At 54.6% G+C, this 15453-nt stretch carries 17 protein-coding genes; 9 read left to right on the top strand and 8 right to left on the bottom strand.

Annotated elements, in window-relative coordinates:
• Window positions 1–8: 8 nt before the first annotated feature.
• On the bottom strand, window positions 9–1187 hold the full coding sequence (locus tag ACMWLG_RS22015; RefSeq protein ID WP_023309063.1) for an acetyl-CoA C-acetyltransferase: 1179 nt from the start codon (window positions 1185–1187) through the stop codon (window positions 9–11).
• A 93-nt stretch (window positions 1188–1280) separates the two neighbouring features.
• Entirely contained in the window at window positions 1281–2147 is an 867-nt protein-coding gene (locus ACMWLG_RS22010; RefSeq protein ID WP_045404624.1) for a LysR family transcriptional regulator, read from the bottom strand.
• 105 nt (window positions 2148–2252) lie between these two features.
• Between ACMWLG_RS22010 and ACMWLG_RS22005 the strand changes: the two genes are divergently transcribed.
• Both ACMWLG_RS22005 and ACMWLG_RS22000 read left to right on the top strand, forming a co-directional pair.
• Window positions 2253–2714: a multidrug/biocide efflux PACE transporter gene (locus ACMWLG_RS22005; protein ID WP_023309065.1), complete on the top strand. Its 462-nt coding sequence runs from the start codon at window positions 2253–2255 to the stop codon at window positions 2712–2714.
• A gap of 119 nt (window positions 2715–2833) precedes the next feature.
• Window positions 2834–4063 (top strand): amino acid permease, encoded by a 1230-nt coding sequence (locus ACMWLG_RS22000; RefSeq protein ID WP_045404626.1) that lies wholly within the window; start codon window positions 2834–2836, stop codon window positions 4061–4063.
• 55 nt (window positions 4064–4118) lie between these two features.
• On the opposite strand, the gene ACMWLG_RS21995 is transcribed toward ACMWLG_RS22000, so the two are convergent.
• Window positions 4119–4571: an Lrp/AsnC family transcriptional regulator gene (locus ACMWLG_RS21995; protein WP_045404629.1), complete on the bottom strand. Its 453-nt coding sequence runs from the start codon at window positions 4569–4571 to the stop codon at window positions 4119–4121.
• Between the two features lie 115 nt (window positions 4572–4686).
• On the opposite strand from ACMWLG_RS21995, the gene ACMWLG_RS21990 reads away from it, so the two are divergent.
• On the top strand, window positions 4687–5298 hold the full coding sequence (locus ACMWLG_RS21990; RefSeq protein WP_045404632.1) for a LysE family translocator: 612 nt from the start codon (window positions 4687–4689) through the stop codon (window positions 5296–5298).
• 27 nt (window positions 5299–5325) lie between these two features.
• On the opposite strand, the gene ACMWLG_RS21985 is transcribed toward ACMWLG_RS21990, so the two are convergent.
• The gene (locus tag ACMWLG_RS21985; protein ID WP_045404635.1) at window positions 5326–5598 is read right to left on the bottom strand and encodes a GNAT family N-acetyltransferase; all 273 of its coding nucleotides are present in this window, start codon (window positions 5596–5598) and stop codon (window positions 5326–5328) included.
• Between the two features lie 10 nt (window positions 5599–5608).
• Window positions 5609–5839: a 4Fe-4S mono-cluster protein YjdI gene (gene yjdI, locus ACMWLG_RS21980; RefSeq protein WP_008499689.1), complete on the bottom strand. Its 231-nt coding sequence runs from the start codon at window positions 5837–5839 to the stop codon at window positions 5609–5611.
• Window positions 5840–6140: 301 nt separating this feature from the next.
• Between yjdI and ACMWLG_RS21975 the strand changes: the two genes are divergently transcribed.
• From ACMWLG_RS21975 to ACMWLG_RS21950, 6 genes are all read left to right on the top strand, one after another.
• Entirely contained in the window at window positions 6141–7781 is a 1641-nt protein-coding gene (locus ACMWLG_RS21975) for a sensor histidine kinase (protein ID WP_045404637.1), read from the top strand.
• Window positions 7765–8460 (top strand): response regulator, encoded by a 696-nt coding sequence (locus ACMWLG_RS21970; RefSeq protein WP_100245683.1) that lies wholly within the window; start codon window positions 7765–7767, stop codon window positions 8458–8460. Before ACMWLG_RS21975 ends, ACMWLG_RS21970 begins: the two co-directional genes overlap by 17 nt.
• A gap of 168 nt (window positions 8461–8628) precedes the next feature.
• Window positions 8629–9717, top strand: a complete 1089-nt coding sequence (locus ACMWLG_RS21965; RefSeq protein WP_045404643.1) for an ABC transporter substrate-binding protein — start codon at window positions 8629–8631, stop codon at window positions 9715–9717.
• Window positions 9718–9797: 80 nt separating this feature from the next.
• The gene (locus ACMWLG_RS21960) at window positions 9798–11567 is read left to right on the top strand and encodes an ABC transporter permease (protein ID WP_023309073.1); all 1770 of its coding nucleotides are present in this window, start codon (window positions 9798–9800) and stop codon (window positions 11565–11567) included.
• Entirely contained in the window at window positions 11560–12630 is a 1071-nt protein-coding gene (locus ACMWLG_RS21955; RefSeq protein WP_045404646.1) for an ABC transporter ATP-binding protein, read from the top strand. The genes ACMWLG_RS21960 and ACMWLG_RS21955 overlap by 8 nt, the downstream gene beginning before the upstream one ends.
• 139 nt (window positions 12631–12769) lie before the next feature.
• Window positions 12770–13917, top strand: a protein-coding gene (locus tag ACMWLG_RS21950; RefSeq protein WP_127348419.1) for an IS3 family transposase whose coding sequence is annotated in 2 segments (ribosomal slippage) — window positions 12770–13007 and window positions 13007–13917 — 1149 coding nt in all. Because the reading frame shifts where the segments join, the coding sequence is not laid out codon by codon here.
• A gap of 4 nt (window positions 13918–13921) precedes the next feature.
• Here ACMWLG_RS21950 and ACMWLG_RS21945 read toward each other — a convergent pair.
• The 3 genes from ACMWLG_RS21945 to ACMWLG_RS21935 all read right to left on the bottom strand — a co-directional run bounded on the left by ACMWLG_RS21945 (window position 13922) and on the right by ACMWLG_RS21935 (window position 15263).
• On the bottom strand, window positions 13922–14191 hold the full coding sequence (locus ACMWLG_RS21945) for a hypothetical protein (protein WP_045620010.1): 270 nt from the start codon (window positions 14189–14191) through the stop codon (window positions 13922–13924).
• Between the two features lie 60 nt (window positions 14192–14251).
• Entirely contained in the window at window positions 14252–14680 is a 429-nt protein-coding gene (locus ACMWLG_RS21940; protein WP_045620012.1) for a hypothetical protein, read from the bottom strand.
• A 124-nt stretch (window positions 14681–14804) separates the two neighbouring features.
• The gene (locus ACMWLG_RS21935; protein WP_229218475.1) at window positions 14805–15263 is read right to left on the bottom strand and encodes an HNH endonuclease; all 459 of its coding nucleotides are present in this window, start codon (window positions 15261–15263) and stop codon (window positions 14805–14807) included.
• Window positions 15264–15453 lie beyond the last annotated feature (190 nt).

Below are 15453 nucleotides of genomic sequence, written 5' to 3'. Positions count from 1 at the left end.
AGAAGAGGTTAGCGTTCGATGGCCAGCGCCACCCCTTGCCCGCCGCCTATACAGAGTGTGGCAATCCCTTTTCGGGCATTACGTTTTTTCATTTCGTGGACCAGCGAAACCAGGATCCGGCAGCCGGACGCACCGATAGGATGCCCCAGCGCGATCGCGCCGCCGTTAACGTTGACCCGCAGAGGATCCCACTCCAGCATTTTTCCGACGGAGATCGCCTGCGCGGCATAGGCTTCGTTCACTTCGATCAGATCCACATCCGAAAGCTGCCAGCCCGCGCGCTCCAGGCAGCGGCGGGTAGCGTAGACCGGTGCGATCCCCATTAGCGCAGGATCAACCCCCACGCTGGCGAATGCTTTAATGCGGGCCAGGACCGGAAGATCGAGTTCAAGGGCTTTGCTTTCGCTCATCATCATGACGGCGGCTGCGCCGTCGTTAATGGAAGAGGCATTTCCCGCCGTCACCGAGCCCTGCATTTCAAACGCGGGATTCAGCCTCGCCAGGCCTTCTGCGCTGGCGTCGGTGCGCGGCTGTTCATCGGTATCCACGAGGATACGCTCGCCGCTCTGACGCTGCGTGCTGACCGGGACAATCTCGTCGCGAAAGCGACCGGAATCAATCGCCGCACGCGCTTTTTGCTGCGAGCTTAGCGCATAGGCATCCTGCACCTCACGGCTGATGCCGTACTCGCGCGCCAGGTTTTCCGCCGTCACGCCCATATGATAGTCATTGAACGCATCCCACAGCCCGTCATGCACCAGGCTGTCGAGCAGCTGGCTGTTGCCCAGCTGTGCGCCGGTCCGGCTGTCGGTCAACACGTGCGGCGCGCGGCTCATGTTCTCCTGCCCGCCCGCGATGATCACGTCCGCCTCACCACACTGAATGGCCTGCGTCGCGAGATGCAGCGCTTTTAATCCTGAACCACAGACGTCGTTGATGGTGATAGCGGAGACGGTATTGGGCAGCCCGCCCTTCAGCGCCGCCTGACGCGCAGGGTTTTGCCCGGCACCGGCCGTGAGGACCTGGCCCAGAATCACCTCATCAACTTCATGTGCTGCGATCCCGCTACGTTCCACCAGCGCTTTTACCACCACGCTACCCAGCTCAACCGCCGAGTGACGCGCGAGCGATCCCTGAAAACAGCCGATAGCTGTACGCAACGCACCCACTATAACGACATCTTTCATCACGACCTCTGTGTTAAATGACATGACGATAGTAGAGGATTGTTACTGGCAATTATCTTAATTGTTTAAAAATAGTGAGTTTAATCACAAGGATCAGCGCGCATCCTGCAGATACTGCCTTAGCCAGCTTCCGGCAACGCCGGGAGGGGATCGTTTATTCCACAGCAGATCGATGCCGATCGCCCGCGGCCAGCCGGGAACATTGAGCTGTACCAGGGATTTCGCAGCGGCAAATTCATCCACCAGCGCACACGGCAGCACGCACCAGCCAAATCCCTGTACCGCCATACTCAAGAGTAACAGGTAATTCGGCGCTGACCAGACGGGCCCGCGCGCGATCTCAGCCTCGCGCTCAAGATAGGTGCTGAGCCGCAGCTCGCGCCAGCCGTGCAGCTCGTCATGCTGAACGTCATGTTGTCCGGCCAGCGGATGCGTGGTCGCGACGTAGATCGCCATGCGGGTCTGCATCGGCAACCGGGTGACGCCAATATCCGTAGGGTAACCGTCGCGCGCTTCCGTCAGGCCAATCTGCGCGCGCTCCTTTTGCAGCAGATCGATCACGTCCTCTTCCTCGCCAATCAGACATTCGAATTCCGTATGGGGAAAATGCGTGTCAAACTGTTTCATCATATCTTCCAGCACGTCCGGGTTGAGGGTATCGGAAAGGACAAACGTCAGACGCGCCTCCGTTTGCGCCGTTAGCGACACCGCCAGCTCGTCCAGCCGCGTGCTGGCGGCCAGGATAGCCTGCACGTAGCCCAGCACCTGTTCTCCCTGGACCGTTAACACCGGCTGACGCGCCGAGCGGTCAAACAGCTCGAAACCGAGATCGGCTTCAAGATTGGCAATGGACGTGCTGATCGTCGACTGGCTTTTACGCAGCCGGCGTGCAGCAGCAGAAAAAGATCCCGCCGCAACGGTCTCGACAAACGCGGTAAGGGCTTCGGGTGAATAGCGCATAACCTATCTACTTTAGCGATGGATACTATCTTTAATATATCAGCTATAGCGATAAAAATAGGCTGCATCAACGCCCATACCGGCGAATTAATGAGGTCTATGACTATGCAACATCAGGATGCACTCCAACGTAAGCTGCCGGAGCGGATCTTTCATGCTGTCTGTTTCGAAGGGATTGCTACGGCGATCCTCGCCCCTACGGCGGCGTGGCTAATGCAGCGTTCCGTGGTGGAGATGGGGGGATTGACCATTATTCTGGCCACCACCGCCATGCTGTGGAACATTATTTATAACTTTGGCTTCGACCGTTTCTGGCCCGTTCAGCGCGTCAAACGTACCGCAAAAGTCCGTGCGCTGCATGCGCTGGGGTTCGAATGCGGGTTTATTGTGATTGGCGTGTCGATTGTCGCCGCCGTGCTGGGCGTTACCCTGCTTCAGGCATTCACGCTGGAAATAGGTTTCTTCCTGTTCTTCCTGCCGTACACCATGTTCTATAACTGGGCGTACGATAGCCTGCGCGAGAAATTTCTTAAGCGTCGCCAGCAACGGCGCGCCCTGGCAGGCTAAACCGCCTCTGGCCGGACGCCCGTTCCGGCCAAACTCCGTCGAAGCAACTGCGCTCTTTAGGCATAACTATGGTAAATTGCACGCCATTCCGATGGTTTGATAGTTGATACGTTGCTCTAATGTCGAAAATTTGGTCAAAAGATGAGACTCTCTGGAGTTTCGCTCTCTATGGCACGGCCGTGGGCGCAGGAACGCTGTTCTTGCCCATTCAGCTGGGCTCCGCAGGCGCAATCGTCCTGTTTATTACCGCCCTCGTGGCCTACCCCTTAACCTACTGGCCGCACAGAGCTCTGGCGCAATTTATCCTGTCGTCAAAAACAAAAGGCAACGAAGGGATCACCGGCGCCGTCTCGCACTACTACGGCAGGAAGATTGGCAACCTGATCACCACGCTCTATTTCATCGCCTTCTTTGTGGTGGTGCAGATTTATGCGGTGGCCATCACCAACTCGCTCACGGAGCAGCTGGTGAAACACCTGACGGTGGATACCGCCGTTCGCGTGCTGGTCAGCCTGGGCGTGGTGCTGGTCCTGAATCTGATCTTCCTGATGGGTCGCCATATCACGATAAAAGTGATGGGCTTCCTGGTGTTTCCGCTGATTGCCTATTTTCTGTTTGTCTCGCTCTACCTGATCGGCAGCTGGCAACCCTCGCTGCTGACCAGCCAGATGGCCGTCGATCGCCATACGCTGCACCAGGTGTGGATTTCGATTCCGGTGATGGTATTTGCTTTCAGCCATACCCCGATTATCTCAACGTTTGCCGTTGATCGCCGCGAGAAGTTTGCCGACGTTGCCATGGATAAATGCAAGAAAATCATGAAGGTGGCGTACCTGATCATCTGCCTGAGCGTGCTGTTTTTTGTCTTCAGCTGCCTGCTCTCAATTCCGCCGTCGTACATTGTGGCCGCCAAAGAGCAAGGGGTAACGATCCTGTCCGCGCTGTCGATGATGCCTTCTTCTCCGGCGTGGCTGGGCATTTCCGGGATTATCGTGGCGATTATTGCGATGTCGAAATCGTTTCTCGGCACCTATTTTGGGGTGATTGAAGGGGCGACGGAGATCGTGAAGTCGTCGCTGAACCAGGTGGGGGTGAAAAAGAGCCGCGCCTTTAACCGCGCGATTTCCATTATGGGGGTGTCGTTAATCACCTTTGCCGTCTGCTGCATTAACCCGAACGCCATTTCGATGATTTACGCCATCAGCGGCCCGCTTATCGCCATGATCCTGTTTATCATGCCGACGCTGTCGACGTATCTGATCCCCTCCCTGAAACAGTACCGCTCCATTGGCAACCTGCTGACGCTGATCGTCGGCGTGCTGTGCGTGTCGGTGATGTTTGTCGGCTAATTTCCTTTCCTGCCCAGCGCTCTGCCGGGCAGGCCTTTCAGTCCTGGCCTGCTGCTTACAGCGGAAAAGGCCTGTCCTGCACCACCGTTTTCATGACAAGCGTAGAGCGAAGATGCTGCACGCCGGGCATGGCGGAGAGCTTCTCGTCGTAGAGCTTCTGGAAAGCGGGCAGGTCGCGGGTCACGACGTGCATCAGATAATCTGGATCGCCAAACAGGCGCTGGGCCAGCACGATCTGCGGAATTTCCTCCACCGCCGCTTCAAACGCGCTAACCGCCTTACGGTCACCCTCCTTCAGCGTCGCAAACACTATCGCCAGGAAGTTGAATCCCATTTTGGCGGGGTCGAGGCTGGCACGGTATCCCGTTATCGCCCCGCTTTGCTCCAGCGCCCGCACGCGGCGATGGCACGGCGAGAGGCTCAGATTCACTCTTTCCGCCAGCTCGGTAAGGGATAAGCGGCCATCAGACTGTAGCTCAGCAAGAATTTTTCGATCGATGCTATCCATGTGGAAGATTTTCTCAATTTCACGGTGTTATGAGCATAACATTGAAAGCCTATTTCGCAGGGTTAGCGATATTCTTTTTCTCAACCTTTGACGCACTGCGGGAGTCTTCAGGACGATGGAAATGAGTATTGTGGCCGGCTTTTGGGTGGTTTCTTTTCTGCTTATCATGACGCCAGGCGCCGACTGGGCCTACGCCATTAGCGCCGGGATTAACGGGCGACGCGTGGTACCGGCGGTGATGGGGCTAATGTCCGGGCATCTGATAGCCACGCTGATTGTGGTGGCTGGCGTGGGCGTAGTGATTGCTCAACACCCGATGGCGTTAACCGGGCTGACCGTCGCGGGGGCCGCGTATCTCCTGTGGCTTGGCATCGGACTGTTGCGTCACCCTGCCGCACCGGAAAAGGCCACCCATCATGGGGGAAACTGGAGGCAGTGGGCGGTGAAAGGGCTCTGCATTAGCGGTCTTAACCCGAAAGTTTTTTTACTTTTCCTGGCGCTGCTTCCGCAGTTCACCGACCCGACCGGAAGCTGGTCGATAGCGAAGCAGATGTCCGCGCTTGGCGTGATGCACCTTATCACCTGTACGCTGGTCTATCTGCTGGTGGGGTATGGTTCGAAAGCGGTACTGGCGACCCGGCCACAGGCGGCGCGTCTGGTAAGTATGGCATCGGGAGGGATAATGGTGCTGATCGCGATGGTATTGCTGTTTGAGCAGGTAAGATAAAAAAACACCGGCCATCGCCGGTGTTATTTACGCCCGAATATCGTCATATTCCCGCGTTTTATCAAACTCATGCTTCGCGAACGGGCACAGCGGAATAATTTTGCGATTCTCACCGCGCATCTTCTCCACCACTTTCTCTACCAGCTGTTTACCGACGCCCTTCCCTTTCAGGCTCTCATCCACGTCGGTGTGCTCGATAATGCTCAGATGCTCGCCGGTCGGTACGAAGACAATCTCCGCGACCTGATTGCCGTTCGCATCATTCACGTAAAACTTGTTATGGCCTTCCAGAATATCCATGGTTCCTCGCTTATTTTTGGCGATACTTCAGCGCACCGCTCGGGCAGGTATCAATCACGCGTACAACCGTTTCAACGTCCACTTCATCGGGAATGATCCACGGCTTACGTTTCAGATTAAACAGCTTTGCGCTCCCACGCACGCAGTTACCTGAGTGTTTGCAGATCCCGGTATTGAAGTAAACGTCAATTTTCTCGCCGGTATAGGCCCGGTAACCTGCATCCAGTAGTTCTTTATCCATGACATTGCCTCTGTAATTATTATCGTGCTGAATGAAGCATAGCCTTACGGGATCCTGATGGCTATATACCCGTCATACTTCAAGCTGCAGGTGCGTTGGCTGCACTCACTCACCCCAGTCACGTACTTATGTACGCTCCCGGGGATTCGTTCCCTTGCCGCCTTCCCGCAACTCGAATTATTTAGGGTATAACGCCGAAAACGAAAAGCCAGGTCACAACTCTTTTCTCGCCAGATTGCGTCCGCTATTGGCCCATGTCAGGCTCGGCAAATGTCACTTTTACATAACTTCCGCAGGTTGAATGAAACGCAGACTCTCTTTTCAGGTAAAACTGTTTTTAGCGCTGGTGTGCTTCTCCTGCCTGCTGTTAGTTCTGCTGGGAACAATCCTGTTTCATTTTATTGACCGTCAGCTCCACCACGATCTCGGCCAGCGCGCCCGGGTTCAGGCCAGCCAGATCGCGCTGATGCCGGGTCTGGCGGCAATGGTAGCGGCCAGGGATATTCCGGGAATAGCCCGCTTAATTCAGCCGCTGCGCGCTGAAAGCGATGCCAGCTACATTGTGATTGGCGATACCGAGGAGCAGCACCTCTATCATTCGGAATCCCCGGAGCGGATTAATTTACCGATGATCGGCGGGGATAATGCGGAGGTATTAAAGGGCAAAACCATTATTTCCGTGCGTCAGGGCGGGATTGGCGTGTCGCTACGCAGTAAAGCGCCCATCTTCAACGCGCAGCATCAGGTGATTGGCATTGTCTCGGTCGGCTATCTGACGTCGTATATTGCCAATATTAACGCCCGCATTCTCTGGCAGTCCGGGCTATACGGCGCTGCGCTTCTGCTGCTGCTGTTTATTTTCTCCTGGCTGTTTACCCGCAATTTAAAAAAACAGATGTTCCGGCTGGAGCCGAAAGATATCGCTCAGCTGGTTTTGCAGCAGCGCGCCCTATTAGAAGCCATGTACGAAGGCGTATTTGCCGTTAATAGCGAGAAGCAGCTGATTTTAATTAACCGCGCGGCACGCGAAATGCTGGATATTCGGCAAAATGAGAAAGAACTTATCGGTAAACCGCTGGAGGACATTCTGCAGACGGCGCCGGGATTTTTATCCCAGCGCTACGCCTCGGTGAGCAGCGGGAGCCATGACCAGATTGCGGTGCTGAACCAGCGCGAGGTGATCGTCAACCGGGTAGCCATTGAGGTCGAACCGGGCGTTGAAAGCGGTTGGGTATACAGCTTTCGCGACAAAAATGACATTAATACCCTAAGCAGCCAGCTCAGCCAGATCAAACGCTATGCGGATAACCTGCGCATTATGCGCCACGAACAGCTGAACTGGACCGCCACTCTGGTCGGGCTACTGCAGATGAAACACTATGACGAGGCCATCCGTTACATTCAGGTGCAGTCAGAGGGCGCGCAGCGCGTGCTGGACTTTGTCTCAGCCCGTTTTTCCTCTCCCGCGCTGTGTGGGCTGCTGTTAGGAAAATACGTCAGCGCGCGCGAAAAAGGCATCGAGCTGCTGTTTGACCCCGCCTGCCAGCTCATCCGCATGCCTGCCACGCTGAGTGAAACGGAGCTGATGTCCATTATTGGTAACCTGCTGGATAACGCCGTGGAGGCGACACTCAACGCCCCGGTCCACGCGCCGGTAGAACTCTACATTTCTGACCGTAACCAGGAGCTGCTGATCGAGGTGGCCGACCGGGGCTGCGGGGTGGAGGATGCGATGAAGCCGCACATTTTCCGCCAGGGGTTCAGCAGCAAGCCGGACAGCGAAAACGACATTGTGGGCACCGAGCACGGTATTGGCCTGTTCCTGGTGGCAGGATATATCGACAAGGCCGGCGGCAGTATTGAGATTGCCGACAACACGCCGCAGGGCACTATTTTTTCTGTGTTTATTCCGAATGGGCAACAGCATGACCCGACCACTTGACGTTGTGATAGTTGAAGATGAGCCGCACCTGGCGGAGCTGCATCGCGAGTATATCGAGCAGAATTTCCATCTGCGCGTGGTGGGCATCGCCGCGTCGATTGAGCAGGCGTGCAGGCTGATTCGTCAGCATCAGCCGCGGCTGATCCTGCTGGACAACTATCTCCCGGACGGTAAAGGCGTGGAGCTCATCGATAACCCGCTGCTGAAAAGCTATGAGTGTTCGGTGATTTTCATCACCGCCGCCAGCGATATGCAGACCTGCAGCCACGCCATGCGCAGCGGCGCGTTTGACTACCTGATTAAGCCCGTCTTTTTCCAGCGCCTGCACGCCTCGCTGGAGCGGTTTATGCGTTTTATCCACACCGTGCAGCAGGTGAAGGTGGTCGATCAGCATGCGCTGGATCGCCTGTTTAATCTGCCCGCCTCGGAAGCCTCCATTACGCCGTCGACGAAGGGCATTGAACCCCAAACGCTGGAACGGATTAAACGCCTGTTCGCCGAGCATCCCGACGATGCGATGTCGGTTGAAGAGGTGGTGGAAAACGTGGGGATCAGCAAAACCACGGGGCGTCGCTACCTTGAATACTGCGTGGAGAGCGGGTTAATCAGCATCGAAATGCTGTATGGCAATATTGGTCATCCGCGAAGGTTATACCGCAAAGCGCCCGATAAACCGTAATCCAGAACCGTTCGGAGGCTAACGTTCGCGGATTTTATGGTGTTAATTGCTGAAACGACGGCGACAATCACACTTCGGAATCATTGCTTGCTTCACCCTCTTGTAGGTGGAACCCGATACGCTATGTTGACAATTAGTTCCTCAAATGTAACTAAAAGGTTAACTATAATGTCGAACACGTTCCGAATTTCTCTGCTTACCGCTACTGTACTGTTCTCTGCTTCTGCACTGTCTGCACTGCCGCAGGGCTATCCTGCTGAGTATCAAAAAGTGGTTGATGCCGCAACGAAAGAGGGCAAGGTTGTTATTTACTCCACCACCGACATCAAGGCCGCCGGGCCGCTGATCCAGGGCTTCGAAAAAACCTACCCGGGCATTAAAGTCGAATACAACGACATGAACAGCACCGAGCTGTATAACCGTTTCATCAGCGAACAGGCCTCCGGCGGCGTGAGCGGCGACGTGGTCTGGAGCTCCTCTATGGACACCGGCCTGAAGCTCGCCACCGACTACGCCATGGAGTATAAATCGCCGGAGCAAAGCCAGCTGCCGAAATGGGCGGTCTGGAAAGATAAGGCCTACGGCACCACCTATGAGCCGGTGGTCTTTATCTACAACAAGCGCCTGATCCCGGCCGGCGACGTGCCGGATTCTCACGCCGCGCTGGCGAAGCTGATTGCCAGCCAGACGGACAAATTCAAGGGCAAAGTCACCACCTACGACATCGAAAAATCGGGCCTGGGCTTTATGCTCTCGGTTCAGGATCACAACGCCGATCCTAATTACTTCAAAACCCTGGCCGACGTCGCCAAAGGTGGCTTATCGGTGCAGTCGTCTACCGGCACCATGATGGAGCGCGTCTCCTCCGGTGAAAACCTGATCGGCTTCAACATCCTCGGTTCCTACGCGGAAGCGCGCGCAAAGAACGATCCTTCGCTCGGCATTTCCTATCCAAAAGATTACACCCTGGTGCTGTCGCGCGTGTCGTTCATCAGCCAGCAATCGCAAAACAGCAACGCCGCGAAACTGTGGCTGGACTATGTGCTGTCTGAACAAGGGCAAAACATTCTGGCCAGTCAGGCGGATATTCCCTCCATTCGTAACGATATCGAAGGGAAAAATGATATCGACGGCCTGACCAAAATCCTCGGCAACGCGCTGAAGCCAATTCCGGTTGATGAAACGCTGCTGGAATATCTGCAGCCGAAAAAACGCCTGGAGTACATCAAAGAGTGGCGTGCCGCCGCCGGTAAATAAGCGTCTGAGCGCGGCGCAGGCCGCCGCGCTCCCTTATCGACTGAGTTCGTTTTTCTGGGCTGCAACACCAGGGATACCCCATGAATACATTACGCAGAAAGTGGCAAAGCCTGCCGCGAGGCATCGTCGTGCTGATAACCGCCCTGGTTATCTACACGCCGCTGTCGTTTATCGTGATCCAGAGCTTCCTGTCCGCCCCGTTCTTTTCGCCGTCAAAAGAGTGGAGCTTTGAATCATTTGAGTTTATTTTCACCGATCCTGATTTTTATAAGGCCCTGAAAAGCGGCTTTATTCTTGCTTTCGGGCTGGTCTTTATCTCCATTCCGCTGGGCGGCGTGCTGGCGTTTCTGATGGTGCGTACCGACCTGCCCGGTCGCCGGTTGATTGAGCCGCTGATCCTGGTCCCGATTTTCGTTTCACCGATGGTGCTGGGCTTCGGCTACGTGGTGGCCGCCGGTCCGGTGGGCTTTCTCTCCCAGTGGGCTCAGGCGCTGATTGGCTTTGTGCCGTGGAATATCTACGACATGTCGAGCATTGTGGTCATCGCCGGCCTGACGCACGTCCCGCACGCCTATCTGTATATCTCGTCAGCGCTGCGCAGCGTGGGCTCCGATGTGGAAGAAGCCGCGCGCACCGCGGGCGCGTCGCCCTGGCAGGTGATGACCTCCGTCAGCCTGCCGATGGTGCGCCCGTCCATTCTGTACGCCACCGTGCTGCTGTTCTTCCTCGGGCTGGAAGTGTTCGGCCTGATGCTGGTCCTCGGCGACCCGGAAGGCAACATGGTGCTGGCGACCTATCTCTATAAGCTGACAAACAAGATGGGCACCCCATCCTATAACCTGATGGCGGCGGTTGCCGTGGTGCTGATCTGCATCACCATCCCGCTGGTGATGCTCCAGCGTCGCCTGATGCGCACCGCCAACCGCTTCGTCACCATGAAGGGTAAGGCTTCGCAGGCCCGCGCGCTGCCGCTGGGTAAATGGCGCTGGGTGGCTGGCGGAGTGATTGCTTTCTGGCTCACCGTCACCATCGGCGTTCCGCTGCTCGGCGTGGTATTGCGCGCGTTTATCTCCAACTGGGGCGTGGGCGTTTCGCTGTGGGACGAGCTTTCTCTGAACACCTTCCGCACCATCTGGGCGCAGCCCAACCTGCTGCGCGCCATCGTCAACTCCATGGCGATTGGCGTCATTGGCGGCGCGCTGGCCGTGGTGTGCTACCTGTTTGTCGGCATTGCCATGCACCGCAAGCCGGACAACACCACGCGTTTTCTGGACTACAGCGTGCTGGTGCCGCGCGCCGTGCCTGGCCTGCTGGCGGGTCTGGCGTTCCTGTGGGTGTTCCTGTTCCTGCCGATGTGGCTGGATAACTCGCTGAAATCAGGCTGGCTTTCCGGGTTTGCCTGGACCGACTGGATGCGTGAAAACGTCATCGTCTGGCTGCGTTCGCTGCGCAGCACCATTTTCAGCGTCTGGCTGGCCTATACCGTGGTGTGGATGGCTTACGGGCTGAGGCTGATCTCTTCCACGCTGCTGCAGGTGGGGCCGGAGCTTGAAGAAGCGGCGCGCAGCACCGGAGCGACGCGCGGGCAGATCACCCGCCACGTCACCATCCCGCTCTCCCGCTACGGTCTTATCGGTTCGTGGCTGCTGATGTTCCTGATCTTTGAGCGCGAATACTCAACGGGTGTGTACCTGCTTTCACCCGGCACGGAAACCATCGGCTCGATGCTGGTTTCCCTCTGGGCCGCGGGTGCCATCGATATCGTGGCGGCGCTCTCTTTCATTAACATCCTGCTGGTCGTGGTAGGTCTGGGCATTGCCCTTCGTTTCGGAGTGAAAATACATGATTGAATTAGCGGTTGACGATCTGCACTTAACCTACGGCGACAATCCTGTTTTAAAAGGTGTCTCCATGAACCTGAAGCGCGGCGAAGTGGTCTCCCTGTTAGGCCCCTCCGGCAGCGGTAAAACCACCCTGCTGCGCGCCGTTGCGGGTCTGGAAAAACCGACGCAGGGGTCGATTGTCATTGGCAACAATAAAGTTTACGACGGCACGCCGCGCAGCGAGGTCCCGGCGGAAGAGCGTAACCTGGGGCTGGTATTCCAGTCCTATGCCCTGTGGCCGCACAAAACCGTGTTTGAGAACGTGGCCTATCCGCTCAAGCTGCGCAAAGTCCCGGCCAAAGAGATCCAGCAGCGCGTGCAGGACGTGCTGGACCAGTTGGGTCTGGGCCATCTTGGCAAACGTCACCCGCACCAGCTCTCCGGCGGGCAGCAGCAGCGCGTGGCGATTGGCCGGGCGCTGGTCTACAACCCGCCGGTGATTTTGCTGGACGAACCGCTCTCTAACCTCGACGCCAAGCTGCGCGAAGAGGCCCGCGTGTTCCTGCGCGAGTTGATTATCAAGCTCGGGCTATCGGCACTGATGGTGACGCACGACCAGAACGAAGCGATGTCGATTTCCGACCGTATCCTGCTGCTTAACAACGGCAAAATTGAGCAACAGGGCACGCCGCAGGAGATGTACGGCTCGCCGAAAACGCTGTTTACCGCTGAGTTTATGGGCAGCAACAACCGCCTGCACGGCAAGGTTACCGAAGTGCGCGAAGGCAAAGCGCGTATCGAAGGCAAAGGCTGGGTGCTGTGGGGCCAGGCCGGTGAAGGGGTGCAGAGCGGTGAAGAAGCCACGGCGGTGATCCGCGTCGAGCGCGTGGCGGTGGTCGAGGGGCCAGGGGAAAATCAGCTTGAGCTGCCGCTGCTCACCAGCATGTACCTCGGCGACCGCTGGGAGTACCTGTTCCGCACCGTGGGGGATGATTTTGTCATTCGTGCGTATGGGCATGAGGTTCGGGATCCGCAGCACTGCCATCTTTCGCTGCCGGAGAAGCATGTTTGGGTGTTCCCGAAAGGGTGAATTTAAGAGGAAAAGGCTGCGGGATGCGGCCTTATTTGCTTTGACAGAATGAGAGCATGCAATCTACCTCTCAAATTGAATCGCCACGGGTTTAACAGACACCTCAGAGTCATTTAAGATGGCTTAAAGAGAGGTGCCCATGAGCGGTAAGCGTTATCCAGAAGAGTTTAAAATCGAAGCAGTCAAACAGGTTGTTGATCGTGGACATTCTGTTTCCAGCGTTGCAACACGTCTCGATATCACCACCCACAGCCTTTACGCCTGGATAAAGAAGTACGGTCCGGAATCTTCCACTAATAAAGAACAGTCAGATGCTCAGGCCGAGATCCGCCGTCTCCAGAAAGAGCTGAAGCGGGTTACCGACGAACGGGACATATTAAAAAAAGCCGCGGCGTACTTCGCAAAGCAGTCCGACTGAGGTACGCCTTTATCCGTGACAACACCTGTTGCTGGCCTGTTCGCCTGCTCTGTCGGGTGCTGGATGTTCATCCCAGTGGCTTTTACGCCTGGCTTCAGCAGCCGCATTCACAACGCCATCAGGCAGACCTGAGACTAACAGGACAGATTAAACAGTTCTGGCTGGAATCGGGATGCGTCTATGGTTATCGCAAGATCCATCTGGATCTGCGGGACAGCGGGCAACAGTGCGGAGTGAACCGGGTCTGGCGGCTGATGAAACGTGTCGGGATAAAGGCTCAGGTCGGATACCGGAGCCCGCGGGCACGTAAAGGCGAGGCCAGTATCGTGTCGCCCAACAGGCTCCAGCGGCAGTTCAATCCGGATGCTCCGGATGAGCGTTGGGTAACGGACATAACCTACATCAGGACCCACGAAGGCTGGCTGTATCTTGCCGTGGTTGTTGATCTGTTCTCACGCAAAATTATCGGCTGGTCCATGCAATCCCGGATGACAAAGGACATTGTCCTGAACGCACTGCTGATGGCTGTATGGCGGCGTAATCCCCAAAAACAGGTGCTGGTTCACTCGGATCAGGGCAGTCAGTACACAAGCCATGAGTGGCAGTCGTTCCTGAAATCACACGGCCTGGAGGGCAGCATGAGCCGTCGTGGTAACTGCCACGATAATGCGGTTGCAGAAAGCTTTTTCCAGTTATTGAAACGCGAGCGGATAAAGAAAAAGATCTACGGAACGCGGGAAGAAGCCCGCAGCGATATTTTTGATTACATCGAAATGTTTTATAACAGTAAGCGTCGGCATGGTTCCAGCGATCAGATGCCACCAACTGAATATGAAAACCAGTATTATCAGCGGCTCGGAAGTGTCTAAATTATCAGTGGCGATTCACAACACTTAAGTATTTAATGTTATTCAAAAGAGTCAATTGAAACTTAAGATCCTCATTGACTTTGAACACAAGAATGTTCTTGTTTTCATCTTCTTTAAGTATTTCAATGCCATTCTTAAAGCTTTTTAACTGCCTGACAGACTCTTGATAATAAAAGTTTTTTACTTCCTGGATCTCTTGAGAATCATCACTATACCCCCGTATCAACCCCATATCTGCTCTATAGTCTTCTACTGAAACCTTTTTAACTTCCATAATAACCTCTTTTGCTATGTTAGTAATGAACAAAGGGAAATATGATTTAAGTTATAGCCACTATCTTAGATAATAGTTTGCCTGACAGTTTCTGCAATGCCAGTGCTCACTACTATTCCAGTTACGGTTAGCATGAATAAAGTTTAAATGGAATACCAATGAGTCTTTCTCGTAGCATTTTGTGCAATATGGGGTTTTATCCCCTTCCAGCCAATATAGTTTGCCGTCAAACTGAAGCTTATTTTTCCCATCAAGTTGGGCTTTGAGAGATTGTATCTCTTCTTCTTTACTCAACAAAACAGCTTTGAGGCTGACGAACTCACTTTTTACTTCTACCAAATCTTCAAGCAAATCAATCAGCGTATTACGCATTTCTGCGGCATTAAGTTCGTCATCCCCTTTCTTACGAAGATTACGCACTAAGTCAACGGATTTGTTAACAAGTTCAAGAGTGCCTGAGATAGCAGCAATAGAAGCTGGATCAGCCATAGAAAAATCCCTTATGAAAAATCAAAGTGATCAGATTATAACCTTACCCTTAGACGCAAAAAACGACTATCAAAGATAGATTCCACTTTAACTCGTAAACAATAAGTCGTCATAAGATTTAGTTTTATTTGTTAACTGGTGCTAACTCCAAGACGCCGAAATGCGCCTGTCTGTGACAGTTCGGGCACAATGCAATCGCATTTTCAACGGAATCCTCCCCACCATTCGAAAGCCACTCAATGTGATGAACCTCAAGAAATGGTGTGCCGTCTACTTTGAGAAAAGGAGCGTCACTCTTACAGCTTTGACACTTTCCATTAGCCCTTGAAAGAACCTCGGCTACTACATACGGGCTTCGCTTATAAACTCGTGTTGTAACCTCGATTAGCTCAGGAGTTTTATTCTCAGCGTCTAAAATCTCTTTGCGTTCTGACGGGGGCAGTTCTGACGCATCATCAACAGCCTTTTCAAACTCAGATTTCACCTTACGGTAACACCATTTACCTTGCTGATCCTGATACAACTCCCAAATACCATGAATAGAGGGTTGATAGATTTCAAAGATCTTCCCTCGCTTGAACAATCGGTCATACTCATGATGCCGATGTGTTACATCATCAGTTCGCCTGGCTGTTTTGTTGAAACTCCAGTAGCTACGATTGCAGTTGACTGAGTTTGACCTGCTCCCCGTTGATTAGTACACCCCGATGTTAGTAATGTCTTCATAAGCCACATGAGGACATCCCCATGAAGAAGCGTTTTTCCGACGAACA

It is taken from the genome of Enterobacter sp. 01-M-02-SI-ECC, assembly GCF_047530595.1.
Taxonomy (GTDB): Bacteria; Pseudomonadota; Gammaproteobacteria; order Enterobacterales; family Enterobacteriaceae; genus Enterobacter; species Enterobacter cloacae_M.
Note: the sequence above shows the minus strand (reverse complement) of the source record. Positions and strands in the feature narration are given on the sequence as shown.